34 protein-coding genes are annotated in these 26,445 nt (G+C 32.1%); 28 read left to right on the forward strand and 6 right to left on the reverse strand.

Translation table 11 applies throughout. The features are described 5' to 3' along the window. Positions 1 to 69: 69 nt before the first annotated feature. From AACQ14_RS06505 to AACQ14_RS06550, 9 genes are all read left to right on the forward strand, one after another. Entirely contained in the window at positions 70 to 360 is a 291-nt protein-coding gene (locus AACQ14_RS06505) for a hypothetical protein (RefSeq protein ID WP_339362765.1), read from the forward strand. A 106-nt stretch (positions 361 to 466) separates the two neighbouring features. Beyond that, on the forward strand, positions 467 to 1,831 hold the full coding sequence (gene rlmD / locus AACQ14_RS06510) for a 23S rRNA (uracil(1939)-C(5))-methyltransferase RlmD (protein WP_339362766.1): 1,365 nt from the start codon (positions 467 to 469) through the stop codon (positions 1,829 to 1,831). A gap of 456 nt (positions 1,832 to 2,287) precedes the next feature. Continuing rightward, complete coding sequence (locus AACQ14_RS06515) at positions 2,288 to 2,479, forward strand: P-loop NTPase family protein (RefSeq protein WP_339362767.1); 192 nt, start codon at positions 2,288 to 2,290, stop codon at positions 2,477 to 2,479. A 495-nt stretch (positions 2,480 to 2,974) separates the two neighbouring features. Then, positions 2,975 to 3,682 (forward strand): DUF5131 family protein, encoded by a 708-nt coding sequence (locus AACQ14_RS06525; RefSeq protein WP_339362768.1) that lies wholly within the window; start codon positions 2,975 to 2,977, stop codon positions 3,680 to 3,682. A 95-nt stretch (positions 3,683 to 3,777) separates the two neighbouring features. Beyond that, positions 3,778 to 4,626: an AraC family transcriptional regulator gene (locus AACQ14_RS06530; RefSeq protein WP_339362769.1), complete on the forward strand. Its 849-nt coding sequence runs from the start codon at positions 3,778 to 3,780 to the stop codon at positions 4,624 to 4,626. Positions 4,627 to 4,671: 45 nt separating this feature from the next. Then, positions 4,672 to 5,142, forward strand: a complete 471-nt coding sequence (locus AACQ14_RS06535; protein ID WP_339362770.1) for a hypothetical protein — start codon at positions 4,672 to 4,674, stop codon at positions 5,140 to 5,142. Between the two features lie 883 nt (positions 5,143 to 6,025). After that, positions 6,026 to 6,130, forward strand: a complete 105-nt coding sequence (locus AACQ14_RS06540) for a helix-turn-helix transcriptional regulator (protein WP_339362771.1) — start codon at positions 6,026 to 6,028, stop codon at positions 6,128 to 6,130. A gap of 9 nt (positions 6,131 to 6,139) precedes the next feature. Beyond that, a complete protein-coding gene (locus tag AACQ14_RS06545; RefSeq protein ID WP_339362772.1) occupies positions 6,140 to 6,403 on the forward strand; it encodes a hypothetical protein in 264 nt (87 codons plus the stop codon). 222 nt (positions 6,404 to 6,625) lie between these two features. Next, positions 6,626 to 6,976, forward strand: coding sequence for a hypothetical protein (locus tag AACQ14_RS06550; RefSeq protein WP_339362773.1), 351 nt, complete (start codon positions 6,626 to 6,628; stop codon positions 6,974 to 6,976). A 300-nt stretch (positions 6,977 to 7,276) separates the two neighbouring features. Here the strand turns inward: AACQ14_RS06550 and AACQ14_RS06555 are convergent, their stop codons facing one another. Next, entirely contained in the window at positions 7,277 to 8,161 is an 885-nt protein-coding gene (locus AACQ14_RS06555) for a helix-turn-helix transcriptional regulator (RefSeq protein WP_339362774.1), read from the reverse strand. Positions 8,162 to 8,390: 229 nt separating this feature from the next. Here AACQ14_RS06555 and AACQ14_RS06560 point away from each other — a divergent pair, with 229 nt between their 5' ends. The 5 genes from AACQ14_RS06560 to AACQ14_RS06580 all read left to right on the forward strand — a co-directional run bounded on the left by AACQ14_RS06560 (position 8,391) and on the right by AACQ14_RS06580 (position 11,062). Next, on the forward strand, positions 8,391 to 8,534 hold the full coding sequence (locus AACQ14_RS06560; RefSeq protein WP_459112796.1) for a conjugal transfer protein TrbL family protein: 144 nt from the start codon (positions 8,391 to 8,393) through the stop codon (positions 8,532 to 8,534). 455 nt (positions 8,535 to 8,989) lie between these two features. Further along, on the forward strand, positions 8,990 to 9,466 hold the full coding sequence (locus AACQ14_RS06565) for a pyridoxamine 5'-phosphate oxidase family protein (protein WP_339362776.1): 477 nt from the start codon (positions 8,990 to 8,992) through the stop codon (positions 9,464 to 9,466). 147 nt (positions 9,467 to 9,613) lie between these two features. Further along, a complete protein-coding gene (locus tag AACQ14_RS06570) occupies positions 9,614 to 10,216 on the forward strand; it encodes a hypothetical protein (protein ID WP_339362777.1) in 603 nt (200 codons plus the stop codon). Beyond that, entirely contained in the window at positions 10,213 to 10,707 is a 495-nt protein-coding gene (locus AACQ14_RS06575; protein ID WP_339362778.1) for a hypothetical protein, read from the forward strand. Before AACQ14_RS06570 ends, AACQ14_RS06575 begins: the two co-directional genes overlap by 4 nt. 142 nt (positions 10,708 to 10,849) lie before the next feature. Continuing rightward, entirely contained in the window at positions 10,850 to 11,062 is a 213-nt protein-coding gene (locus AACQ14_RS06580) for a hypothetical protein (RefSeq protein WP_339362779.1), read from the forward strand. Here AACQ14_RS06580 and AACQ14_RS06585 read toward each other — a convergent pair. After that, complete coding sequence (locus tag AACQ14_RS06585) at positions 11,053 to 11,241, reverse strand: hypothetical protein (protein ID WP_339362780.1); 189 nt, start codon at positions 11,239 to 11,241, stop codon at positions 11,053 to 11,055. The genes AACQ14_RS06580 and AACQ14_RS06585 overlap by 10 nt on opposite strands. A 255-nt stretch (positions 11,242 to 11,496) precedes the next feature. On the opposite strand from AACQ14_RS06585, the gene AACQ14_RS06590 reads away from it, so the two are divergent. From AACQ14_RS06590 to AACQ14_RS06610, 5 genes are all read left to right on the forward strand, one after another. After that, positions 11,497 to 11,769, forward strand: coding sequence for a hypothetical protein (locus tag AACQ14_RS06590; protein WP_339362781.1), 273 nt, complete (start codon positions 11,497 to 11,499; stop codon positions 11,767 to 11,769). Between the two features lie 237 nt (positions 11,770 to 12,006). Continuing rightward, a complete protein-coding gene (locus AACQ14_RS06595; RefSeq protein ID WP_339362782.1) occupies positions 12,007 to 12,879 on the forward strand; it encodes an AraC family transcriptional regulator in 873 nt (290 codons plus the stop codon). A 199-nt stretch (positions 12,880 to 13,078) separates the two neighbouring features. Beyond that, positions 13,079 to 13,642 (forward strand): DUF6144 family protein, encoded by a 564-nt coding sequence (locus AACQ14_RS06600; RefSeq protein WP_339362783.1) that lies wholly within the window; start codon positions 13,079 to 13,081, stop codon positions 13,640 to 13,642. Between the two features lie 143 nt (positions 13,643 to 13,785). Then, complete coding sequence (locus AACQ14_RS06605) at positions 13,786 to 14,568, forward strand: DUF6597 domain-containing transcriptional factor (protein ID WP_339362784.1); 783 nt, start codon at positions 13,786 to 13,788, stop codon at positions 14,566 to 14,568. An 85-nt stretch (positions 14,569 to 14,653) separates the two neighbouring features. Beyond that, positions 14,654 to 15,394, forward strand: coding sequence for an EFR1 family ferrodoxin (locus AACQ14_RS06610; RefSeq protein WP_339362785.1), 741 nt, complete (start codon positions 14,654 to 14,656; stop codon positions 15,392 to 15,394). Between the two features lie 84 nt (positions 15,395 to 15,478). Here AACQ14_RS06610 and AACQ14_RS06615 read toward each other — a convergent pair whose 3' ends face one another. The 3 genes from AACQ14_RS06615 to AACQ14_RS06620 form a co-directional block, all read right to left on the reverse strand. Then, positions 15,479 to 15,901 (reverse strand): MarR family winged helix-turn-helix transcriptional regulator, encoded by a 423-nt coding sequence (locus AACQ14_RS06615; RefSeq protein ID WP_339362786.1) that lies wholly within the window; start codon positions 15,899 to 15,901, stop codon positions 15,479 to 15,481. A 12-nt stretch (positions 15,902 to 15,913) separates the two neighbouring features. Beyond that, positions 15,914 to 16,468 (reverse strand): ATP-binding cassette domain-containing protein, encoded by a 555-nt coding sequence (locus AACQ14_RS24735; protein WP_353514012.1) that lies wholly within the window; start codon positions 16,466 to 16,468, stop codon positions 15,914 to 15,916. Between the two features lie 83 nt (positions 16,469 to 16,551). Beyond that, positions 16,552 to 18,174, reverse strand: coding sequence for an excinuclease ABC subunit UvrA (locus AACQ14_RS06620; RefSeq protein ID WP_353514013.1), 1,623 nt, complete (start codon positions 18,172 to 18,174; stop codon positions 16,552 to 16,554). 655 nt (positions 18,175 to 18,829) lie between these two features. On the opposite strand from AACQ14_RS06620, the gene AACQ14_RS06625 reads away from it, so the two are divergent. The 5 genes from AACQ14_RS06625 (at position 18,830) to AACQ14_RS06640 (ending at position 21,046) form a co-directional block, all read left to right on the forward strand. Then, on the forward strand, positions 18,830 to 19,912 hold the full coding sequence (locus AACQ14_RS06625) for a cysteine peptidase family C39 domain-containing protein (RefSeq protein WP_339362787.1): 1,083 nt from the start codon (positions 18,830 to 18,832) through the stop codon (positions 19,910 to 19,912). Positions 19,913 to 20,115: 203 nt separating this feature from the next. Continuing rightward, positions 20,116 to 20,211, forward strand: a complete 96-nt coding sequence (locus AACQ14_RS24740; protein WP_353514014.1) for a hypothetical protein — start codon at positions 20,116 to 20,118, stop codon at positions 20,209 to 20,211. A gap of 25 nt (positions 20,212 to 20,236) precedes the next feature. Continuing rightward, positions 20,237 to 20,398, forward strand: a complete 162-nt coding sequence (locus AACQ14_RS06630) for a hypothetical protein (protein ID WP_339362875.1) — start codon at positions 20,237 to 20,239, stop codon at positions 20,396 to 20,398. Continuing rightward, positions 20,353 to 20,604, forward strand: coding sequence for a hypothetical protein (locus AACQ14_RS06635; protein WP_339362788.1), 252 nt, complete (start codon positions 20,353 to 20,355; stop codon positions 20,602 to 20,604). The genes AACQ14_RS06630 and AACQ14_RS06635 overlap by 46 nt, the downstream gene beginning before the upstream one ends. Positions 20,605 to 20,866: 262 nt before the next feature. Further along, on the forward strand, positions 20,867 to 21,046 hold the full coding sequence (locus tag AACQ14_RS06640) for a ParA family protein (protein ID WP_339362790.1): 180 nt from the start codon (positions 20,867 to 20,869) through the stop codon (positions 21,044 to 21,046). 68 nt (positions 21,047 to 21,114) lie between these two features. Here AACQ14_RS06640 and AACQ14_RS06645 read toward each other — a convergent pair whose 3' ends face one another. After that, on the reverse strand, positions 21,115 to 22,161 hold the full coding sequence (locus AACQ14_RS06645; protein WP_339362791.1) for an AraC family transcriptional regulator: 1,047 nt from the start codon (positions 22,159 to 22,161) through the stop codon (positions 21,115 to 21,117). A gap of 316 nt (positions 22,162 to 22,477) precedes the next feature. On the opposite strand from AACQ14_RS06645, the gene AACQ14_RS06650 reads away from it, so the two are divergent. From AACQ14_RS06650 to AACQ14_RS06665, 4 genes are all read left to right on the forward strand, one after another. After that, positions 22,478 to 23,902 carry a glycoside hydrolase family 1 protein gene (locus AACQ14_RS06650; RefSeq protein ID WP_339362792.1) on the forward strand — a complete coding sequence of 475 codons (1,425 nt, stop codon included), beginning with the start codon at positions 22,478 to 22,480 and terminating at the stop codon, positions 23,900 to 23,902. Positions 23,903 to 24,315: 413 nt separating this feature from the next. Beyond that, positions 24,316 to 25,593: a PTS sugar transporter subunit IIC gene (locus AACQ14_RS06655; RefSeq protein ID WP_339362793.1), complete on the forward strand. Its 1,278-nt coding sequence runs from the start codon at positions 24,316 to 24,318 to the stop codon at positions 25,591 to 25,593. A gap of 66 nt (positions 25,594 to 25,659) precedes the next feature. Beyond that, positions 25,660 to 26,016 (forward strand): PTS lactose/cellobiose transporter subunit IIA, encoded by a 357-nt coding sequence (locus tag AACQ14_RS06660; protein ID WP_339362794.1) that lies wholly within the window; start codon positions 25,660 to 25,662, stop codon positions 26,014 to 26,016. Beyond that, the gene (locus tag AACQ14_RS06665) at positions 26,009 to 26,323 is read left to right on the forward strand and encodes a PTS sugar transporter subunit IIB (RefSeq protein ID WP_339362795.1); all 315 of its coding nucleotides are present in this window, start codon (positions 26,009 to 26,011) and stop codon (positions 26,321 to 26,323) included. The genes AACQ14_RS06660 and AACQ14_RS06665 overlap by 8 nt, the downstream gene beginning before the upstream one ends. The last annotated feature ends 122 nt before the right edge of the window (positions 26,324 to 26,445 follow it).

The following is a 26,445-nucleotide window of genomic DNA, read 5'->3' on the forward strand; positions in this document are numbered from 1 at the left end:
TACAAAATATTCAAAAGAAGGGTTGGTGTAAGTATGATTGAGAAATTTAATAAAGAAGAGTTCCTTAATATGATGCAGGTAAACGACTTGCTAAAGAAGTTTAAAGGCAATGATAAGGAAGAGAAAGAACATAAAAGCAAGACATGGGTTTGGGTGGTACTTGGTGTAGTTACAGTTGCCGCAGGAGCTTTTGCATTATACAAGTTGCTAGCCCCAAATGAATTCGAAGAATTTGAAGACGAAGAGGATTTCGAGGAATTTGAGGAATTCGAAGATGAAGATTTTGAAGATATGGATTATGAAGAAAGTGACAATTACAGCGCAGACGAACCAGTAGAAGAGTCACAATCTGAAGAATAGTAAGATTTACAGCGGAGAATATTCTCCGCTATTTTTAAGCAATAAAGAGTTAACGGTAATTAAATACTGTAATTATTATTATAACGGTACTATTGAGGAGACTTATATGAAGAAGAAAGATATTATTGAAGGTATTGTTGAGAAAGTTGAATTTCCTAATAAGGGAATTATAAATATAGATTCAGAGAAAGTTATTGTCAAAAATGTAATACCAGGACAGAAAATAAAAGCTGTAGTTACTAAGAAAAGAAAGAATAAAATAGTAGCTAGAGCATTAGATATATTAGAAAAGTCACCTATGGAAGGTGACGCTCCATGTAAAGTATTTGGTAAATGCGGAGGATGTTTATATCAGTCTTTACCATATGAAGAGCAATTGAAACTAAAGGAATCACAGGTTCTAGAGTTATTAGATACATTAGGTACCCATTATGAATATGAAGGTATAACTAAGAGTCCTATGGAGTTTAATTACCGTAATAAGATGGAGTATAGTTTTGGTGATGAGTACAAGGATGGACCTCTTGCATTAGGTATGCATAGAAAAGCGTCATTGTATGATATTGTTACAGTTGATGATTGTAAGATAGTTAGTGATGATTTTAATGTGATACTTAAGACTACTCTTGATTATTTTTCTAAGAGGAATATACCTTATTATTATAAGAGAACACATGAAGGTTACCTTAGATATCTGGTAGTAAGGAAAGCTGTTAATACACAAGAGATTCTTGTTAATCTGGTTACTTCTTCTCAGATGGATTTTGACCTTGGTGAATGGGTTGGTGAGTTGAATAATTGTAATCTGGATGGGGAAATAGTATCTATAATGCATACTATTAATGATAATCTAGCGGATGCAGTTAAGGTGGACGAGATTAAAAAGTTGTATGGCAGGGATTATTTTGTTGAGAAGTTGCTTGGATTAGAATTTCGTATTTCATCCTTTTCGTTTTTTCAGACCAATTCTCTAGGTGCAGAGAAATTGTATTCTGTAGTAAGGGATTATGTTGGTGAGACTAGGGATAAGGTTATTTTTGATCTTTATAGTGGTACGGGAACTATTACTCAGATGTTAGCGCCTGTTGCAAAAAAAGCTGTGGGGGTTGAGATTGTTGAGGAAGCTGTGGAAGCGGCTAAGGAAAATGCTAAGTTGAATGGACTTAATAATTGTAAGTTCATAGCTGGGGATGTGCTGAAGGTTATTGATGAGCTTAAGGACAAGCCGGATATCATTGTGTTAGATCCACCAAGAGATGGAATTCATCCTAAGGCTCTTGATAAGATTATTGATTATGGTGTGGAGCAGATTGTTTATGTTAGTTGTAAGCCAACTTCTTTGGTTAGGGATTTGGAAGTGTTTTTGAGTAAAGGGTATAAGGTTGAGAGGGTTAGGTGTGTGGATATGTTTCCGCATACAGTGCATGTGGAGGTCGTTGTAGGAATACAAAGGAAAGAATCTATGAAATAGCTGTATTTACAAGGGCTTTGAAGGATTTTAAGTTTGTGAAAAATGGGCGGGATTTTAAGAGTGAAGTGCCTATTGGCGAATTTAAAATTTGCATTGCATTGCGTGACTATGAAAAGTAGACATGTTGAAAATAAAATAATAGTAATAAATATAAGATAGGATTTGATTGTAGCGATCAAATTCTGTCTTTTTAGTTTGCAGGAAAAATGAAAAGTTAGTCATGAAAGGAGTTTATAAAATGTGTAAAGTAATAGCAATAGCCAGCCAGAAAGGTGGTACAGCAAAGAGCACAACATGAAGAAACTTAGCAATAGCATTAAAAAATATGGAGTATAAGGTTCTTACGGTTGACTACGATAATCAAGCTAATAGCTAATCTTACAGATTGTTTTGGTATTGAAAGATCGGATAAGCTAGAGATTACCCTATATCATCTAATGGAAAGAATTATCATGGATGAAGATCTACCCAAAGAAAGAGGAATACATCATTACAAGAGAAGATGTGGATGTATTACCCGCTAGTATACTTCTATCAGATATTCAGATTAAATTTGTATCAGCAATGAGTAGAGAATATATTCTTAAAACAATCATTGACGAGATCATAGAAGATTATGAAGAGGAATTCAATAAAAATTATAATTAATTCAAATGAAGATACACTTAAAATAGAACAAATAGTTGAATTTGAAAATCACCCATTCAAGTGATATGAAGGTGAAAGATTAGATGAAATGGTTGAGAGTTCAAGCAGTTTGGTGTTATTGTACCTATTGTTTAGTGGTAGTCCTAAATCCTTAAGAATATCCGCCACTGACAGTTCGCCTTCATCACCATTGTACAGTTCGTGTAGGTAAAGAGGAATGTTTTGACAGTTCCTGTTTTATTCGAATAAAGTTACAATAGGCATTGCTATTATTTGGATGACTGCATATAATATTATTTGTACGCAAGCAAAGGAGGTCACACATGGATTTATTTCTGTTCAGGAAGCTTTCGGTGTATCTGAAAGACGAATACAAAAGTTCTGCGAGGAAAACCGTATTTCCGTATGTGGCTTATACTCAAAGATACAAAGAAGCCGGAGGACGGACGATACAAAATCAAAAATATAGAAAAATAGTCACGAGGAGGTGTATACATGGCTATGTGGAATCCGTGGCGGGGCTGCCACAAATATAGCGAGGGCTGTAAATATTGTTATATCCACAAAGGAGATAGTAAAAGAAATATAGATACAAATCTTATTGTTCGGACAGACAAATTTGATGTTCCTATTGTAAAAAATAAATCTGGAGAATATAAAATTAAAGCAGGACAGATTGTATTTCTGTGTTTTTCTACCGACTTTCTCATTGAAGAAGCCGATTCTTGGCGTCAGGAATGCTGGGCAATGATAAAGGAGCGTTCTGATTTGCACTTTATTTTTCTAACTAAAAGAATTGAACGGTTTATGAAATGCATTCCAGAGGATTGGAGAGACGGATATGACAATGTGACCGTAGGTTGCACAATTGAAAATCAAGATAAGGCAGATTATCTACTTTCCTTGTTTTCTACTTTGCCAATCAAACATAAAAATATTATCTGCCAACCTTTAATTGAAAAAGTAGATATAGAAAAGTATTTGAATAAAGTAGAATTAGTTGTAGTAGGTGGTGAGTCTGATAAAAATGCACGACCGCTTAACTATGATTGGGTACTTGACATTAGAGGGCAATGTGTCCGTAAAAATGTGCATTTTGAATTTAGGCAATGTGGCTCACATTTTATCAAGGAGGGAAAAGAATATAATTTAGATGTTAAAAAGTTGTGCAAACAAGCAAGGAAAGCAAATATAAATTGCTAATCCCCCCTTTTGAAAATTCATGCTCGTTAATTTGTGCATGAAAAGAGAGGACAAACTATCTGAAAAATATTATATTATCATAAGGAGCTGGTTTTATGGAATGGATTGAAAGGTTAAATAAAGCAATTAACTATATTGAAGAACACATCGTAGAGGAGATTAATTATGAAAAGGTAGCCAAAGTAGCTTGCTGCACTACATATCACTTTCAAAGAATGTTTGCTTATATGGCAAATGTGCCTCTTTCAGAGTACATACGCCGTAGGCGTATGTCTCTGGCGGCAGTGGAATTACAGGACAGTGAGAAAAAAATTATTGATGTAGCTTTGAAATATGGTTACACTTCACCTACAGCATTTAATAGGGCTTTTCAAAATATTCATGGGGTTGCCCCCTCCCTTGTAAAAGAGGGAGGAATTGTATTAAGAGCATACCCACCTATTAGCTTCAAAATTACAATTAAAGGAGCAGATGAAATGAATTACAGAATTGAAAAGAAAGAAGCTTTTCGCATTATTGGTGTGGCACAGCCGCTACACAAAGAAATTGAAAAGAACTTTGAGATTGTGCCGCAAATGTGGCAAAAGGCTGCTATAGACGGAACTATCCCGAAATTGGCTGCCATGATGGACGGTCAGCCTTCAGGATTGTTAGGGGTGAGTGCCTGCAATGATGAGGAAGAATGGAAATATTTTATTGCCGTTGCAAGTACAAGACCGATTAATGATACTTTGGAAGAATATATCGTTCCTGCTTCTACATGGGCTGTATTTTCCGGTGGTGGAACGAACCAATCTATCCAAGAGTTAGAGCAGCGTATAGTTACGGAATGGCTTCCTACTTCTGGGTATGAATATGCCAATGCTCCAGATATTGAAGTTTACTTAAACGCTGATTCGCAGAATGCAAAGTATGAAGTATGGATACCTGTGGAGAAAAAATAATTAAGAAGTATAAATATTTAGAAATAACAAAGAGGTGAAATATAATTGAGTGAACAATTTAATGCATTTCTTGATACAGTAGATAGTCGTTACCAAAAATTTGTTATTGAAATCAATGACTTTCTTACACTAAACGACTGTAAATGCGTAATAAAAACAGCCAAAAGTGGATTTGTTGTCTCCTATATTTTAAGCAAAAACAAAAGAACAATCGCTACTTTTATATCTAGAAAAACAGGAATGAAAATACGCATTTATCCTGAACATATTGGACAATATGCAGATTTTCTAAATACCTTGCCCGATAAAATGAAAAAGGAAATCAAAAAAGCTTCTGTATGTAAACGATTGATAAATCCAGATGACTGTAACCCCAAATGTGTGATGGGATATGATTTTTTAATGGACAATGAATATTACCAAAAATGTCGTTATATGGCGTTCGTGCCGACTCTCAGTGAAGAAAACAATCCATATATCCAATCCTTTTTAGAGCATGAAATCCAAACACATTAAAAACTGGTAATATATAGCTAAAAAACAAATAGCTACCCAAAGGAAATAAAAAAAATATTGTTTTGGCTACAGAGCATCTATGCGCCTTAACAAAATTATTTAATAAAGATGCTTTCCGATAATAAGCATTTAAGCTCACATGAAAACCCAATAAGAAAAGATATTACTGAGAGCTTAGTTAATTATTCATAATATAAATAAAGATGCAGTTGATTTAGGCGAGATAGAATTAATGATAGAAATGTATTGTGAGGAAAAAGAAAGAAAAATCTTAAAACGTTATTAATAAACTAATGTGGATTAAAAATATAAAGTAAGTATTTGTAAAGAGTGTTTCATAAATTATTTGTCCTAACTTGATACTATCATATGTCGTCGCAACCCTTAATTTTACTAGTGTTTCAGCTGTTTTGTGATTTTTATTTTTTTACTAAAAACAGCCAAAATTACGTCGAAAAAGACCTAAAAAGGAGTATAGAAATAAGATTTGCTATATGATCTCGTATGTGTAAACACGTTAGTCAATAGTAAGTTTTTTGTTTGCAAAATCTAAAATGGGTAGTAAATAATCCTGAATTCATTCAAATGAGAATTCAGGATTTTTTAGTGTCTATTTAGTACTGACTGTTAAATACAAAGCATAAATAACTTAATATTAAAAAGATATTTGGTAAGGAACACATAACAGTGTTGATAATTATTGAAATATGTTTTAAAATTATAAAAAAAATGTTTAGTTTTCCTCAAAAAAATTAACCAATGGTTAATTTTTTTGAGCAAAACATGAGAATACCTCACTTGTTTGAGTTATATATCTTTGGTATCATTTAATTAATAAAGATAGACATAAATTGAGTTTAAAAGTAAAGGGAGGAATCAACTTATGAAAATAAGTGAAATTATTAGATATTATCGAAAAAAGGAAAATCTTACACAAGAACAAGTTGCAAATCATTTAAATATAAGTGCACCAGCAGTAAACAAATGAGAGAAGGAAATGTCTTATCCAGATATAACACTGTTAGCACCACTTGCAAGATTATTAAAAATTGATGTTAATACTTTATTAGCATTCAATGAAGAATTAACAGATGAAAAAGTGGACAATTTTGTAGAAGAAGTTGTGCATATATCAAAAACCTCTGGCTATCAAAAAGCTTTTGAAAAAGGCTGCGAGTTAATAAAGCAATTTCCAACTTGTGATAAGTTAATATATTGGATATCAACAGCATTAAGAATAGAGTTATATTTTGTACGTTAAAGCTATCTTAAATAGATTTTTAGTATATGAATGTTAATATTAAAATTTAAGAGCAAAATTAATAAAATGAAATTATTTATTATAAAACTTTATTTACATAATTTTTTGTTGCAAATGTCATTTGCCTCTATTTGTTATAATATTATAAATAATAAGCATATACATAAACTTTATATCACATAGTAATGCTTATTATTAATATTATAAATAGGAGGAGAAAAAATGTTAAAAAAATTATTTTCTATTAGTATGGTAACTTGTATATTGTGTTTGTGTATCACAAGTAATACGAAGGCTTCAGTAACATATGATGATTCAGTAATTTATGGTGCTTCTTGGAATAATGGTAATATAGTTGTTGAAATGAGCAGTACGGATGGATATTTCAGACATTTTATGGCTCAAATTAACTTCTTTGACAGTAGTAACACACAAATAGATTACATGATAGGGGGGGCTCATAGTCTTTCTTTTTATAAAGAATTTAGAACAAGTTATTCATGGGATTATGCGATAGTTTATTTTAGAATTGATCATTACATAGATGAAACAAAAATATATAATATAAATTAGTAAATTATATGATATGGTATAAAAAATGTAAAGTTATTTAAAATGTACAAAGCACTGATTAGTAAATATTAAGGTGGCAAATAAAATATTGCCACCTTTTTGCCACCAATAAAAAGGTTATAATAAAATACGATATAGTTCAATTAAATTAACAATTTCCTTTAAAGGTGTTAATTTAAAGAGAGATAAGATATAATACAATATGATATATTAAAATATTTCAATAAAACAAACGGTGCACGTTGGCATTGTCAACAATCCCTACAGGTCGCTCTTTGCAAATCATCTTCATGAGTTGTTTCATTTGCCAACCACCTCGCTAACAGGATGCAACTCAATATATCCTCTTGTTCCTATAGGCTCAAGCTGAATCCGAGGATTTGTGTTGTCCCAACAGTAACCAATAATAGAGGGATCATATCTGCGAGCAGAACCCTGAACCTCGGAAATTGCTTCACAATAGTCTTCTTCATTAAATGGCTCACCTTGGAACATCAAATATTTTGCCGATGGTAATGTAATCATATCAAACCCATCTGGAACAATGCCGTCGTAATCGCAAAACACCTCGACCCCTTGCACATATTCTGAGGTGTGTGGTTTTTGATAGACAGGTGGCAACCACAAACAGACAGGCTCACCGCTAATGGATTTAATACTGGTAAGCAAACCCCAAACATCACAGCCGACTTCTTCACAATAAGCAAAATAATCGGTTGCGGTTTGACCACGCTTTATAATTACTTTACGAGCAGGTTTCTCAATTAATTGGATAAAAACAGTTTTAGTGTTATTCATGAAATTCTCCTTTCTTGCTTTTGAATGATTTGCTTTATAAGGAGTGAAAAGATAGAGAGGTATCGGTGCTTTTGCATATTCCTTTGGGTTGCACCCAAACTCACGCAAAAAAGCTCGTTGATATCCGTCTACACTACCGAACCCAAATTCTAAAGCAACCTCAATAATCTTGCAGTTTTCATCTCGTAGCTTTAGTGCGGATTTGGATAGCCGTAGCCGTCTGATATAATCAGCAGGTGTTGTACTCAAGAATTGAGTAAATAGTCTATACGAATGCCAAGGAGAAAAGTGTGATACACTTGCCAATTCAGATAGGGAAATATTTTCAGATAAATGATTCTCAATATAATCCTGCATACACCTAACAGCAGATATTTGTTCCTCCATTATTTAACCTCCTTTGAGCTTTTATCGTAGCATGGAAAGAAGAATATTTCTCGACTATTTTTGCTAAGTTAATTTTATTATACCATATCTAAAAGCAAAACCACTGCCTTTACGCAAGTATTGACTGGACTATATTAGGTATGTAGCGAAGTAAATATCTTTTATTAATGATGCTATTGTGTTGTGCTTGAAGGAGTTCATATGGGATTTTTTGCTCAGATGGGTAAATATGGGAGTTGACTTATTTGAGATGAATTGGGTTCAAAGCATTGCACTGTTTTTTTCTTATCTTGCATGGACTCTTTATGTTACAGGACTTGTGGTTTCATTTTTTGAAACAGACATCAGATGTTCATGCTATTTATATGCCTGAGCCATATCAAGATGTAGTAGGGGCCTTGTGCCATCGTGATTATAAAGGAGTATAAAATTATTTGAATTAATTGTATTAGAATAACTTTTAAAATGTGCGCTAAATAGAATGTGAATTTGATAAGTACTATTGATATAACTAAAAAGGAACATATCTCCGCACAGTATCTCTGACTCATAGGTATTGTGTAAGAGAGTGAAAGAGATAGGATTTGATTACAAAATCAGATGCCTATCTCTTTTGTTTTTACAGAAAAATTATTAATCTAAAAGAGATATAAAGATGAGCAAAGTATGCTTTTGACAATAAAGTACGAATACGCTAAAATGTAAAATAAAGGTGGCAAGGTTTTGAAGACACACTTAGTTTTTGCAATTTTCTAGAATGGAAAAATGTAGAATTTTACAGCTTGATTTACTATAAAGTAAAAATAATAATATTGGAGGAATTTAAAAATGAGCAAATACGACGATGCAATTAAACTAATGGAAGAGCGTTGCGGAAACGGTAAAGAAGTAATTATTGCCCTTGCGACAATATCATTATCTGCGAACGCTGCTGGTAATCCCCGTCCAGCTGTCCGCATGGTTTGCGCTTATTATGAAGACGGTGTATTTTATGTTTCCACGGACGCAAGAAAAAATAAAACCTTGCAAATTGAGAAGAACAACGAAGTTTCCGTCAGCGGGTTGGATGATTATGCTTTCCAGGGCATGGCTGAAAATCTCGGTTGGGTCAAGGACGAGAAGAATGCGAAAATCAGAGCGGAGTTCAAAAAAATCTTCGGCTGGTTCGATGAGGTTGGAGACGAGGACAATCCGAACTCAATCGTTCTGCGTATCACCCTCACAGAAGGTACCATTATTGACAATGAAAAAAAATACGGTGATCAGAAGTATGAAATTGATTTTATTAATAAAGTGGTAAAATGAAGATCTTACAGCTTGATTTATTAAGCCATAAACTTATTATACGAGGAAAAGAATGAATGAATTTAATATCGGCGGGGCAATGCCTATAATCCAATTTAAGGAAAAATAAAATAAGGAGATTTTCTTATGCAAAAAACAATGGGGGACATGGCAAAATTCTTGAAACAACTAATACCAGTGAATATTCCTGAAAGATATACAATCAATTCTATGTTTAGAAACATTTCAGATGAAGAGGACATCCGAAACGGCGTACTTGCTTTCAGAGATTTCCTATATCGATTTTGCGATTGTTTAATCTCTGACAACACTATATGTGACGTACCTAAAAAAGGCAAGAAAAAGTTTTCAGACGAAACAACTTTGACGGTAGAGTTTCCATTCTTAAACAACATTAAGAGTATATTAATAAACATAGGTCAGCACGGTATATTATCCGAGAAAGGTGATTCACTGTTGGTTAATGGCTGGGAATTACTTAGCGTTAAAAGATCTCTTAATAAAAATTCAACTGCAAAAATTTCTGTTCCGCAAATGATTAAAAGCATGCGATTTCTGACTGAATGCGGTATTGATTTTGATGGTATTGACTTGAGTATGAAAAAAACTGATATATCAAAAATTGAAGCAGTAGAAATTACATATCCTGATTATCCGATTATGCTAACAGGTTGGAAGGTTTTGGGGATTGCCCAAAATGAACTATCATCCCGTAAAAATGACGATATTTTACTCCGATGCGATTGTTGAAAAACGAGGATACGGAAGTCGCCTCTATTTTGAAAGACTTTGTCTATCCGTTGTCTGCTCCTTTGCAAGAACTAGTCTTAAAATTACATCAACATTATCTTGATTCGGGAATGAAATGTAATGTAGAATTAGGGATGTTCTGTGTTCATTTTATTTACTCGTATAAAGGCAAAGCAATATGGAGATTTTCGACATCGTTGCATAACGGTTACCGTATCATATTTAAAACAAAAAATACCTCAAAATATGCTGATGTGATCGAGAAATTCCCGGAGTTTTTACAGGAAAAAATATCTAAAGGATATGGATGTGATAGAAAAAAGGGCAGCGGTCATGGCAATTGCCAAAAAGGTTGTGAAGGGTTTCGTTTTTCTTTGAATGAATCATTACTTGATATAAGTCAGGAATTAGAAATATGGCTAGATAGCGAACTGGCAAGCATGCAAAAAAATAAGAATGGTCAGAAAACACCTCACGGTACCAAGGTGTAAATAGTAACCTAATTGGTTCTAAAAATCTAAGTATATCTGTAAAAAACCAAAGGGCTAATCTCTTAGCTTGCTCTGGGGTTTTTAACTTGATTAGATGAATCTAAACGATTTAAGAAGATTTTAGATAGCAAAGAATCAAATCATGGCAGTTATGATTATTATATTAATTTACATAATCAAAAATTTAAAAAATGTTATTGATAAAGTCATCATAGGCAAGGTTGATGAATCAGGTATTAAGGAATCCTTATTCAGTAACTTTTGCTTTCAAGGTTTGATAGTTGGGGAAGATTATACATCAAAAAAGTCCTTGGGAATACATAAAAGTGACGATTTTGTGTATTCCTATGGATAGAACCCCCAAGATGGACTTAATAGGTTAATAGATAAAGATAAGACATTAAAAGCTATAAGTCCAGAAAAAGCATTTGATGTTGTGTTAATGGTAATAGTTTTTTGTTTTGGTAAATCTAGGGCATTAGATAGTTCTTTTTTCTTGAGTATTATGAAATTATCTGTTATATTGATAGGCATTTATGGAAAAATATGTTATAATTTATCTTGAAGATACTAAAGGAATGACTAGCATTATGGATATAGAAGAATTATTAATATTAGTTCCACTAACTCTTGGTTGTATTTAATTGGTTTCCTAGAAAACTATTATAAAAATCAAGGATATACAGGGGTAATGGAATCAAGATTTAAAATAGGTGAGTTATTACTACAGAAACAAATAGATTTTGGTTGTATATATTTAAAATAAAAATTATTAATATGGAGGTATTTATGAAAAAAGTTGTTTTTGGGGGAATATTAACACTGGCTGGAGTAATGCTTATTGGAATTATTTATATTCCAACTTCGATACAATGTATGAATTTAGATAGCTGGATGACTCATCGTAAATTTATATCGGCTATGAAAGAATTAGGTCTTACATTTCCGTACTATTTGAGTATTGTTCTTCTAATAGTAGGTATAGTAATAGGATTAATTGGGTGCTTTGAAAATTCAATTCGGAAATTAATTAATTTGCAAAATAACAAACAGAAAGATTAAAGTTATAATGAGTAAATAAAAAAGATTCTTTAAATAGACTCTTTTTTAATTTGCTAAAAACGAAGATATCATTATTGGAATACCTGAATACATAAAAAATATCGTAGAAAATTTAATGTATTTAATTTTAAAATACTGACAAGTATATGCCAGGGTTCGTTTGTTATTGTATTATAAAGATAATAATTACACAAATGGATATGGCATCATAATTTCTTGTTGATTATATTATCTTTATTGTATAATAATTGTAGAAAGCAAGAGGAGTTATGTAATATGATTACAAAAGAATTGGTAAATAAAAGTATTGATTATATCATACGACATTTAGACGAGGAGATTTCGATTGAAGATGTTGCAGATTATTGTCATTTGTCAAAATATCACTTTAGCAGAGTTTTTAAAGCAGAAACAGGAGAAAGTATCTATGCCTTTATCAAACGTTTAAAAATGGAACAAAGTGCTTTAAGGCTCAAGCTTGAAAAAGATAAATCCATTACAGATATTGGAGTTGATTTTGGATACAGTTCATCAAATTATAGTTCAGCATTTAAGAAGCACTATAATATTTCTCCTGGGGAATTTCGAAAAGCCATGAATATAACAGATGTACCTGATCCTTTTTGCTCGGAAAAGATTGCCTGGTTTCAATCATTTGAGGAATATGCTCAACAGATTACAATAATGGAACTGGATGATTTCGTAGTTATTCACGAAAGACATATTGGAAATTATATTGAGTTGGGGAAGAATTGGTGTAAATTCAAAGAAAAATATAAAGATTATTTTAAGGAAGATACGCTTTTGATTGAAAGGTTCTATGATGATCCATCCATTACAAGCGTTGAGCAATGCTTATATGATATATGCATGACAGTTGATAATAATTGTTCGCTGGATAATGTTATAACGATTAAAGGAGGTAAATTTGCAGTTTATCGCTTTGATGGCTTGGTACAAGATATTTTTGCCGTTTTTCAAGGTGTATTTAATATTTGGCTGGCAGACAGCGGTTATGAAATGGATAAAAGATATGGATTGGACATTTATCGAGACATTGATACCCAAAACAAGCATGTTGTAGTGGACTTATGCATACCGATTAAATAGAGCAAGAATTCAGAAGTAATAAAACAGACATCCTACTATAATGAGAAATGTCACAGGGATATAATCGATTTGAAAGGAGTCTGTTTTGTGTTTTTAAAAGTAATAGAAACAAACGATATATACAGATCATTGCAATAAACTATAGTACTGGATTAAGTATAAATTAAATTCAGAATTTAAAGCTCTGTAAAAGCGGAAAATGGAGGGTTTCAATATGTTTGATATAAGGAAAATTCAGGAACAGGTAATCTATAGGTCAGTTAAAAGTGCAAGAAATGATGAAACAGCAAAAAAAATAGTATATGGAAAAGATGAGTTGGCTGCAACGGAGGATAATCCCACATGGGTAAAGTCTACAATGAAGAGATTAGAAAATCATTTTGATAAGTCGGCTGTTAGTGAGATTAGAAGACACTGTCAGTGCGGATATGGAATGGACGAAAAATTAAAGCTGGTGAAAGAACTGGTAGAATTATCGTCAAATATGGAGGAGTTCGGAAATTTGGACAAAGCAAAAGCAGCTGGACTGTTTTGTGAAAATGGGGAGCTTTATTTGCAATTTTCTTTTTGCCCATGTCCAATGCTTGTGGATGTAGATAGACTAGATACCGATACCTGGTGTCAATGTACGACTGGGTATAGTAAAGTCCTTTTTGAAAAAGCTTTTGAGTGTAAGGTAGATGTAGAGCTACTAAAAAGTATAAAAATGGGTGATGCGATATGCCTTATGAAAATAATTCCACAAGGGAATATCTGGAAATAGAATCAATAAAATACTCCTGTCGTTTACACATGGTAGAGCTTATATGGAAACATATTATATTATTCAAATATTCATGTTGTCCTAACTTGACACCATCATACGAACAGCAGATTCTGATGATTCTATAATAAGTAGGTGATCATATGATTAAACAAAGAAAACCCATAGAACCCCTTATGGCTTATATTGATGAACTTTGGTATATTGATGAAGCTGTCACAGTTATGTCAGATATTATTATGCCAACAGGTCAAATACATATTGTTTTCAATCTCGGTGACAGTTATAAGCTAGTTGTTGATGAGCATGAATTTTCTGCACCGGATTATGCATTGTTTGGGCAGTTTAAGAACCCTATTGAAGTGAGGTATGATGGTCATCATATAAGGCAGCTTGGCATTGCGTTTAGACCTTCTGCTTTTCTGATGTTTTTTGGAACATCACACAGTTTATGCCTAAATACCATCGTTGACTGCAATAGCTTAACTGACCATAGTTTAATGTCAGCGTTAGTAGAAATTGCAAAAAAAATTCATAATGAAAAAGAGATTAATGGTTTTGACAGTATTGAATCTTTATTCTTAAACTATGTTTGCAAAGATACAAAAATCAAATTGCTCGATTCAATGATAACCTTTATTGAAAAGAGGAAAGGAAATATAGATATTAGAGATATGGCTAAAACGTTTGGTTATTCAATAAGCTCTATCGAAAGATTATTTAAAAAATACTTTGGATTAACACCAAAGGCGTACAGCGATATTATACGCTTTAAGCAAAGTATCATATCTGAAGACCCTAAATCTTTTTTTTATGATCAATCCCATTTTATAAAATCATGCAAAAAGTATACGTTGAAGTCTCCTAAAGAATTAGGGAGTGTATCTGAGATAACACTAAAATATATGCTTAAAGAGCTGTCATAAGTTGATGATTTTTTACAATACTTAAGCCATTAGAGGGATTATACTTAGAATTAGTAGAGATTATATTGATAAAGGAGTTCTATAGATGAAAAAAGTATGCATGTATTATTTTACAGGTTCAGGGAATACTCTGAAAATTGCAAAACATATCCAAACAGTATTTAATGAAAATGGTTATGAGTGTAGTCTTAGAAATATGGAAGATTCCTTAGAAAAGAATGATGAACTCTATACCTATATTGGGTTATTATTTCCAGTAGCCATTCAATCGACGTTTCCCTTAGTTTGGAATTTTGTCAACAATTTACCCGAAGTAACAAAGCAAAAAATTTTTATGGTCGATACTTTAGAATCTTTTTCAGGTGGTGTTGTAGGACCCATGAAGAAAATACTGACTAAAAAAGGTTATCATTGTGTTGGCGCAATTGAGATAAAGATGTCAAGCAGTATGCAAAGGAATAGTAAAAAAGTTGAGGCTGATCAAAAAAAGAATGTTGAAGCAGTGAAGACCGCTAGTGATTTTGCCAAAAATTTAATAGCAGGTAAGACTAGATGGAATCGTGTTCCAATACTGTCAGATGCCATGAGGTCAATATCAAAAGATAGAAGCATTTGGACAAAACAAAGTCAAAAACTAACAATAGATCATAATTTATGTATCATGTGTGGTATATGCAAGAAGAATTGCCCTGTGAAAGCTATTTCTGATAGTACAGGTAAAATTGAAATAAACCATAATCTATGTGAAAGTTGTATGAGATGCGTTAATAGGTGTCCAAAGAATGCTTTTAAGTTGGGTGGTAAAATAGTGTATCAAAATAAGTAGAATAGTGTAATTTTAGGAGATAGTGAAATTCCCTCACTTTCATTCATATCTACAAATTACATTCTTGTATTCTACTAAGTATGTTTATTGCTTTTTTGCGTATAAGTTCGTAATCCTTTTGCACATCATTGAAAAAGTGTGTATTTCTTCTTCTGTCAATGCTTCTTCAATTAGGTTCATAATTTCATTTCCAAAGTCCTCAACACGATTCAAAAAGGCTTTACCCTCTTTAGTAAGCACAAGATTGTAAGAACGGCGGTCATTAACCTGCCTCTCCTGAATAATATACTGTTTTTCCAGCAAACGCTTTGTCAATTTTGAAATTCCAGATTGTGAGATACCTCTCATTTCAGCAAGTTCTTTTGTGGTTTTCGAACCCTGCTTATTCAATGTATTGAGTATATAGTATTGTGCTGTTGAAACACCCTCAACGTTGAATCGATTTGAATCTGATACAATCATGCATTGAAAGGGAACATAACTTTTCTCTAATTCTTTTATAGCCATTAAGCCAACCTCCTATTTTTCATTAATGTACTTTTTTAGGTGCTTTCCCGTTAAAGAATCTTGACAATTGATTAAATCTTTTGGCAATCCTGCAAACATAATTTTACCGCCGTTCTGTCCTGCATAGGGGCCTATGTCGATAATCCAATCTGCTTGACAGATAATATCTAAATTATGCTCAATTACAATTAGAGTAGAATTTTGATTCACAAGGCGATTCATTACACCAATCAACTGTTTTATATCAGCCATATGCAAACCTGTTGAGGGTTCGTCCAAAACATAAATCTGACCACCGTTTTCAAGTTCGGAAGCAAGTTTAATTCGCTGTAACTCACCACCTGAAAGTGTACTTAGTGGTTGTCCCAAAGAAACATACGTAATGCCAACGTCCGAAAGCCGTTTCAGCACTGTTACAATTTCTTTTTCCTGAAAAAATTCTAAGGCTTCCGTAACTGTCATTTTAAGAACATCAGCAATATTTTTTCCTCTTAGCTGATAGGCAAGCACTTCGTCAGGATAACGATTTCCGTGACATTCTTCACATACCGTAACAATTGTATCCATAAACGCCAAATCTGTATAAGTAACCCCTAAACCTTTGCAGGCAGGACAAGCACCTTGTGAATTGAAACTAAATATGGATGCGCTTACACCGTTTCTTTTTGCAAATAATTTTCTGATAATGTCAAAGATACCTGAAAAGTTGCAATGTTGGAACGCTTTGACGCTTGAATCCCTTTCTGGTCAATAAAAACAGTTTCAGGATACAACCGTGGCAATACCCCATTGATAAGCGTACTTTTCCCTGAACCGGCAACCCCGGTTACAACAGTCATTACTCCTTTTGGTATATCAACCGAAAGGTTTTTCAAGTTATGCATTGCTGCATTGTGAATAGAAAGGAAGCCTTTCGGGGGGCGTGTATCAGTTTTTAGTTCAGGGCTGTAGGATAAATATCTTCCTGTGAGTGTACCAGCTGTTTTCAGTCTATCTAAATTTCCTTGATATACAACTTCACCTCCAGAAGTTCCTGCACCCGGTCCCATGTCAATAATATGGTCTGCAATTTTTATCATATCCGGGTCATGCTCTACGATCAGAACAGTGTTACCTTTGTCACGTAACAGCCTCATAAGCTCATTAATTTTGCTTATGTCATGCGGGTGAAGTCCTATACTCGGTTCGTCAAAAATGTAAGTGAGTTCAGTCAAACTGCTACCAAGTTGGCTAACCATTTTAATTCTTTGCGACTCCCCGCCTGAAAGTGTAGAGGTTTCTCTGCTTAAGTTTAAGTAGCCTAACCCAATGGATACCATGTGCTGAATCCGATTCTCAAGCTCCGCAACAATTGTAGCGGCTACAGGAGCATGAACGGATTGTATAAAATACAGAAGCTCGTTTATCTGCATATCTGCACATTGTGCAATATTTTTACTGTTCACTTTACAAGACAGCACTTTATCATTCAAACGTGTCCCGTGACAGTGGGGACAATCTTGTTTTACAACGAAACGCTCAATTTCTTTTCCATATCTGACCTTTTCGCCATCTTCTTTTTTAAGAAAACTCCGCTCAATGCGTGGAATCAGCCCTTCATATAATGAAGTTTTATGCCATTCGGGTGTGGGATTTTTAATCTTAATTCCGTTAGTGTAAAGCAACAGTTTCAATTCCTCGGCAGAATAGTCTTTCAATTTTTTATCATTATCAAAAAAACCTGAATGAATATACCGGGTTAATCGCCAACCGCCAGGTTTAAAAGTTGGAAAACGGATAGCTCCCTCATTTAAGGATTTATTTTTATCTAACAGCCTTTCAATATCGATGGTTTCAATTTTCCCCAATCCCTCACAATGTTCACACATTCCAGCCGGATTGTTGAATGAAAAAACATCTGAATAACCTACAAATGGTTCTCCAATCCGGGAAAACAATAAACGTAATACAGAATAAATATCTGTAATTGTCCCTACTGTTGACCGGGCATTACCCCCTAGTCGTTTTTGATTGATAATAAAGGCTACAGATAAATTTTCGATAGTATCCACATCGGGTTTTCCGTAATGTGGCATACGGTGGCGGATAAAACTGGTGTAGGTTTCATTTAATTGTCTTTGCGATTCTGCCGCTATTGTATCAAATACCAAAGATGATTTTCCTGAACCGGAAACACCTGTAAAAACCGTAATTTTTTTTTTGGGTATCAGAACATTTATGTTTTTTAGATTTCGTTCTCTTGCACCTGATACATGAATATAATTATCATACATACTTTTACCTCGCTACTATTTATATGACATGGTTGATATATGAGTGGGTTAACTATATTCTATCATCATTTTAATTTCTTTGCAATGACTAGAATAGAATTTCTTGAAAAGCATAATAATTAGAATTATTTAAATCATGCATATGATGTGTGATTGGTGGGAGATTTTCATGCTCAAACGACTCGGCTCTCCAAGTTCATAGTTTTTAGAGGGCCTTTGTTATGTGTCAATTTGGCTTTCAGCTATTATGTGAGGAGCCGTCATCTTACCATAAAAGTATTAAAGAAAGGGTAGAATAGATAATTAAAAAAGTACCATTTTAAAAGAAATAATCTGAAAGATGAACATTTTTAAAGTTACTAGTTAGATAACAAATAAAAAAACTAAAAATAGTTTAAAAGATTGAAACATGTAATATTTAGTAGTATAATATAAACACATACAAGTTACTAATTATTATAGTGGAAATATTAAAGATGTTTTTTGACAACTTTATACTGAATACATATACAAAAAAATAATATTCGGAATTGTAATAAGTTAATGTAGGTATCATGAGTAGATACGAAAAGCAAAAATAAGTGTTTTTAAATTAAGGGGGTTAGTTGATAAGAAACTATATAAAAGTTTAAATTTTATAAAGAGAGGTAAAATAATGAATAAAAATAAAATTGATAGACAGAACAAAATCGGGTTTAATTGCTTTTGCATGAACATTTCTGCAATATATGAATACTATGATAAATTGTTTTTAGCTTTAGCATATATTAATTGTGACTTTTTATATAATAAAGAACTCTTCTTAAAATTTAACAATCCTAAGAAACCGGTTGAATATATTTCTCCTGATAATGATTTAATTATTGTTGGACCTATCGATTCAGTATACAAAAGTGATGAGATTAAATTCATTAAAGAAAGCACTGATAGTATATGTCCTATAGAAATAAAGAAAATTTGTAGTAGTGAAGATGTAGATTTAGAAAAAATTAATGAGAATTTTCTATTACAAGGTATTCCTGTAATTTTTACATGTGATCATTATTATATGTATACAGAATATAAAAAAATAACTAAAGATATTATGAAGTTTCATACACCAAGTCATATGCTTGTATTGATTGATATAGATTTTGATAACAATACAGCATTTATTGTTGATAAGTTCTATTCATTTATAGGAACTGTAAAATTAGATTTATTAAAAGCATCAATAAAATCTCAATATATTGAAGATGGTTCTTTTATATATTTGGATGATTGTTATAAAAAAGGTGATAATATCACATTTAATGAGTCATTTGATAAAAATATGGAGAATCTGTATAAAGATATATACATTAATGATGATGGACATAAATATTATAAAAATATTAAAGCCTTAAAAATGTTTAGAGAGGATTTTCACTATATTATTACTTCCCTTGAAGAAACAAAAGGTAAATATGCTCCACAGTTTTTATCAAAGTTAGTTTCCACAACAATACTTCAAAGGTTGAGCTTTAAGAATTTTATTAAAACTTATAAGGATAAATTCACAGGAGTTGATAAATTAATAAATTACCTAGAAGAAAGTTACAAACTATGGAATAGAATTGATGTTTATAATGACAAGACCTATTTATCTAAAAAAACCTTAACCCAAAATGAATCCAAATACATAGCTTTGTTAGATAAATTAGTAGATGTAGATAACTTGTTGTATGAAGAACTGCAAAAAATAAAGATCAAGGATTAATTAATAATTCAACTTTCACATAAAGTTGGTATAAAGTTTTGTAAACACTTTTGTTTTCTTGTAAAAAAAAATATTGCACAGTACCTTTATCTGGTAAAATGTAATCGCTAAAAACAATTAATCCATCCATAGAATAAACGTGCATACAACTATGATACATTATAATGACTTGACTTGTAAGATTTTCCATATGGACAGTTAGAATGTTATTGGAAAAATGTAAGGATGTTGATGAAGCGATTAAACTGCTTGAGAACGTACCTTCAATGACCTCAAAGTTGTTTTGTATTAGCGGATAACTTAGGAAAGTTAGCAGTGGTTGAAATGTGTCCTAATCAGTCGGCAATAAGAATTCCAGAAGGTAAAGAAAGATTTGTAGTCGCTACGAATCACTTTAATCATGAATCAATGAAGAACTTTGATAATAAGCCTGTAGATAATTGGTATGGTACTTTAGAACGATATCAAACAGTGAACAAAAGCTAGCCAGTGTAGAAAAATTTACTGGAGAATTAGGGATTGATATTGCATCAGGAAAACATGGCTTCTTGTGTCAGTATAAGAAAGAATTACGATTTGACACACTATGGTCTGTCAGTTATAGTATTAATAATCTATCTATTAAGAGGGCGGAAGGGAATCCTAAGAGAGCAAAATTTAAAGAAGATAAGCGTCTTCAGAAACAGGTATAGGAGTGGAGTCGCTGTAGTAATAAGTAGGTAATATAATATGACAACAGTTAGAAACCCAGTAATATAAAGGGGTTGCGAACTGCTGTCCTATTTTTTTATACCCGAGTACAACATATAGAAACTTAGCAAAAGGATTAAAGAACATGGATATAAAGTTTTACTACTGGATTGTGATAATCAAGCTAATCTTACGGATTGTTTTGGTATAGAAAGTCCAGATAAGTTTGAGGTTACACTCTATCTTTTAAGGGAAAGAGTCATTATGGATGAAGATTTACCAGAGAAAGAAGATTATGACTTTGTTTTACTTGATGCTATTCCTTCTCTTGGATTAATGACTTTAAATGTTCTACTGATCTATCCTCAAAATCCTGATGCGTACCTTTGTTGCAGATATGAAAACGTGGAATTTAAAGGGAGGCATATCCATCCTATGGAATGATATGGTAAGCTTAGTCAATTTAGCCAGTATCAGAATATTGGCGAATGGCTAATAAAAAAATTGGTTTGTTAATTAGTTTTGTTAACAAAATTTTGCCTATATTGATTTGGAGAAACCCCGTACTGTTTTTTAAAAGTTCTGATAAAGTGTGTAGTATTTTCATATCCTATACGTTTATTTATCTCACAGATTTTTAAATCAGTAGAAACAAGGAGCTTAATTGCTTTATTAAGCTTTATGGTTTGAATCATTTTTCTAAAGTTGTGACCTGTGTGAAGCTTAATAAGTCTACTTAAATGGGAAACTGTAAAATTAAATTTATTTGAAAGTTCTTCCAATGTTACTGTTTTATAATTATTTTGAATATAAATTAAAATATCAGAAAGATTTTGATTACTTTTTCTTAATTCTGTTGGTAATTCAACAGTGTTTTTTTCACCTCTAAGTAAGTTAGCAAATAGAATCAATAAAACGTAATTTAACATTTTATTACTATATTTTCTCCTTTCTAATGATTCAATAAAAATGTGCTTTATAGACATTCTTACTGTAGTACTGTTATTAGTCCTAAATATAATATAGTTGTTATAATTCTTAGTATATAAGATTTTTGTAAAGAAAGATGATAATATATTTTCATCATCAAGAATTTCCAAAAAAATACTATCAAAGGTACTTTTTCTTACTAAAATATTTATTACAATAGAATCATCAAAGACTTCTACAGAGTGTTCTGCTTCAGGAGAAAGAATACATAAATCCCCTTCATTTAATGTGATTTTATCTCCCATAATATTTTGGATGCAGTGACCTGAATATATATATAGTATTTCAAAAAATGAATGTTTATGATTAAAGACAGGAGTGTAACGATCATGCTTAATAACGTGAATATTCAACTCTTCATTATTAAAAATATCCTCCTCTAAAAACATTGATGAATCAGGAGTTAGGTTTAATTCTGGGATAATGATTTTATTTTCTTTAACAAAATTAAGATCTATGTTATCAGTAAACTCTTTATACGTTCTGGGATTTTGCTTTGCTAAGAAGTAGTCTTTTAAAAAAAGTTCACGTAAATTATACTTTTTGAGATATTCATCTAATTCTTGCATATTCATTTTACCACCTCTTTACAACATTTTTAGAATTTCAACTATAATAGTAAGTATTTAAGTAGCTTGTATGGTTAGTTTAACTATAACTTAGACATCAAAAAATGTCAACTTTTTTGCTCAAGTTATGTTATTGATTTGTGTAATGATATCGTTTAATATTAATATAAACGGCATCATTCACTTGCCAAAAAACTAGTAGGAATAAGGTTTTAAGAATAATGTATTTAATACTACTATAATAAAAGTAAGTTTTAGAAAAAATAAAAGAACTATTTTAGTAGTAAAAAATAAAGATATTATCGCAGGAGGAATTATGGATAAAATGAATACAACAAGCTTTCCTAAAAACTTTTTATGGGGAGCGGGAGCATCTGCTTTTCAAGCAGAAGGAGCTTACAATGAAGATGGGAAAGGACTTACAAGTGCAGATTTACATTCTTTTTTAAAATCAGATATTCAAGCAGACACAAAAATTGCAGTGGATTTTTACCATAAGTATGAAGAAGATATAAGGCTTATGAAGGAACTTGGCTTGAATAGTTTTCGTTTTTCTATTTCATGGGCTAGAATCTTTCCTAATGGTAATGACTCAAATGCAAATGAACTTGGTGTAGCTTTTTATGATAAAGTAATTGATCTTCTTGTAAAATATAACATTGAACCAATTGTAACACTATATCATTTTGACATTCCTCAGAATTTAGTTGAGGTTTATAACGGATGGGCATCAAGGAAATGTATTGATGATTATGAGAGATACGTTCATTATTGCTTTAAAAGATATGGTGACAGGGTCAAATATTGGATAACAGTAAATGAACAAAGGGTAATAGCAGAGTCTAAATCATTAGTAGGCTTCAAGGAAAAAGAGGGCTGCAGCTGGGAAGCAATTAGACATCAAATGAATCATCATCTTTATCTAGCTAATGCAAGGGCTATAAAACTATGTCATAAGATTCTTCCAGATGTTAAGATTGGAACAGCGGTCTCTTACTTAACTACCTATCCGGCAACGTCAAAGCCAGAAGATGTATTTGCAGCAAAGGAACTGGAAGATATATGGTCATTTGCTACCATGGACGTTTATTATTATGGAGACTATCCAGATTATTATAAAGCATATATGAAGGAACAAGAAATTTCTATTCAAATTGAAGAATCAGATTATGAAACTTTAAGAAATGCTAAACCAGACTTTATTGGCGTCAATTGGTATCAAACGGCAACAATAGAGTATAATAAATTTAGAGTAAAAGAGGAAAAGAAAGATCAAATTGAACCTACAACTATGGGATTAGGAGGAAGGGTTAAAATAGTAAAAAATCCTAATCTAACATATACAAAATGGGGCTGGCCTATTGATCCAAAAGGCTTCCGATTAGCTTTAAGAAAAGTTTATGAACGCTACCATCTTCCAATTATAGTTACTGAAAATGGTCTTGGAGCAGCAGATAGCTTAACAAAAGATAATAAGATTCATGATGAATATCGTATTGATTTTTTGAAACATCACCTGTTAAGTATTAAGAAAGCAATAGAAGATGGAGTAGTAGTTATTGCTTATAGTTATTGGTCATTTATTGATATTTTAAGTTCTAGCAATGGAATGAATAAGAGATATGGGTTTGTTTATGTTGATAGGGATGAATTTAACATAAAAGATTTAAAACGAATAAAGAAGGATAGTTATTATTGTTATCAAAATATAATAAAGGATAATGGTTCTAATCTGGAATAAAAGCAAATGAAGGGATACACATGTTTGTCTTGAAGTGATTAATGGAGCGTTCAATAATTGTGCGAATCTTATAAAGAGAACCAGTCAAAGGATAGTACGATTCCAGCCTTGATTTTTACATAAAGCAGTATTAAATTCAGCTGGTATGAAACTCAGAAATATTAAAGTGTTCTTGCAAAAAAAATGAAGAAGAGTGATTGATAAAAGAATCCTGACACTCTGTAAAAATATTGCTTAAGGAAAGTTGTTGAAATTTAGTTGTCATAAATTTTCCTCCGTTCGTGATATAGAATTAGTGTATATTTTATCACAAGCGGAGAGAAAATTTATAAAAATAAAAGAATAAAACCCTTAAAAATAAGGGGTTGAGGTATTTATCAAATGCCTAAAAATATTATAAAAGGAGAGAGAGTATGGCTAAATTTAATGATTTTTTACAAGAAAAAATAACACCAGCCATGAATAAGTTTGGGAATAACATTGTTTTAAGTGCAATTACAAGAGGGGTTATGGCATCTTTGCCACTTACATTAGGAACATTTTTAATTGCTATAGTTGCCAACTTTCCAGTTAAGGCGTGGACCAATTGGCTTGCAGCGATCGGATTAGATACGCATTTAAATGCAGTTGTTGGAGCTACAACTGATATGCTGGCATTATTTTTTGCTTTTACAATTGCATATAATTATGCAAAACTTAAAGAGTCAGATGAATTGATAGCAGGAGTATTATCATTGGCATCATTTATTATTGTTATGCCTCAACAAATTAACGGCGCTGATGGAAATTTAATAGCTGCATTGGAAAAAACTTACTTAGGGAGTAGTGGTATTTTTGTAGCAATGCTTACAGCTGTTTTAGTTGGAGCATTATATTCATTCTTGGATAAAAAAGGCCTAGTCATTAAGTTGCCAGATAGTGTACCGGAAATGGTATCAAAATCTTTAGGACCTGTTTTTATCGCTATGATTATTTTTGTAGTAGTGTTATTTGTACGTATTGGATTTGCTTATACATCATTTAACACAATATTTGAATTTATAAATACGGTTGTGGGAAAACCTGTTATGCATTTAGGTTCATCAACTATTGCACTGTTAATCTTTTTTACAATTGCAAATATATTATGGTGGTGTGGTATTCATCCAGCTTCATTGCAAGGTGTATATATGCCAGTAGCCATGGGTGCTATAGCAGCTAATGTTGCAGCATTTCAACAAGGGGATCCATTACCTTATACAGCTTTCATGGTATTGTTTTTTACTTATGTTGGGGTTGGTGGTAATGGTAATACTCTAGGATTAGCAATTAACATGGCTATATTTTCAAAATCGGAGCGTTATAAAGTATTAGGTAGGATATCACTTGTGCCAAATATTTTTAATATTAATGAACCATTAATTTTCGGAACACCTATGATTTTTAATCCGTTTTTCTTTGTTCCTATGGCCTTGTCTTCAATAGTAACTGGCTTAGTTGGATTGGTTTTTGTTAAGATAGGAGCGTATAATTCTTTTAACCCACTAATTCTATTACCTTGGACAACACCACCGGCTGTTACAGCAGTCATTACAGCAGGATTTTTAGCAGCTGTAGGCGTAATTTGTGCAATTTTTGCCTCAGTATTATTATATTTCCCATTCTTTAAGATGGCAGATAAGCAAGCATTGAAGGAAGAACAAGAAAAATAAATGCAACGTTATATTAGTTATATTGTTTAAAAATAGATAGTAGTTTCATATAAAATTGAAAAGAAAGTGGGATTAGCAGTGAATGAACTGGAAATAAGTATTATTAATATTATAGTAAATGCAGGAGAAACTAAATCGTACGCATATGAAGCATTAGCAAAAGCAAACGAGACAAAGTATGAGGAAGCAGATAGGTTAATGAAAAAAGCAAATGAAGCACTAAATCTAGCGCACAATGCTCAAACAGAAATGTTGCATAAAGAGGCTTCAGGGCAGAAGATAGAAATATCAGTTCTTTTTATACATGCCCAAGATCATCTAATGACAGCTATAAGTGAAAAGAACCTTATAGAGCAAATAATAGAATTGAGAAAGGTTGTAAACACTTTAGTTAAAAATAAAGGAGAGAAAAGCAATGATTAAGATTGGATTGTTTTGTGCAAGCGGAATGTCAACTAGCATGATGGTAAAGAAAATGATAAAGGCAGCTGAAAAAAGAGAGCTGGGTGTAGAAATTAATGCATACCCAGAATCAAGCCTTGCAAAAGTACTTGATGAAGGAATAGATGTAGTATTGCTCGGACCGCAAGTAAAATTCAAATTTCCATCATTAAAAGCTTTGTGCGAACCTAAAGGTGTGCCAATAGATGTAATAAATTCATTGGATTATGGAATGATGAACGGAGATAAAGTATTATCAGCCGCTATAGAGCTAATGGAAAATAAATAATAGTATGTTAAGGTTGGAGGGTCAATAACTCCAGCCTTATTTAATAAATGAACATTTGTTAAAATGTACATGCTATTATATAATCTTAGATTGAAATTCCAGTTTAGAGTAATTAATCAGAT

The sequence above is a fragment of the Vallitalea maricola genome (genome assembly GCF_036985595.1).
GTDB lineage: Bacteria > Bacillota > Clostridia > Lachnospirales > Vallitaleaceae > Vallitalea > Vallitalea maricola.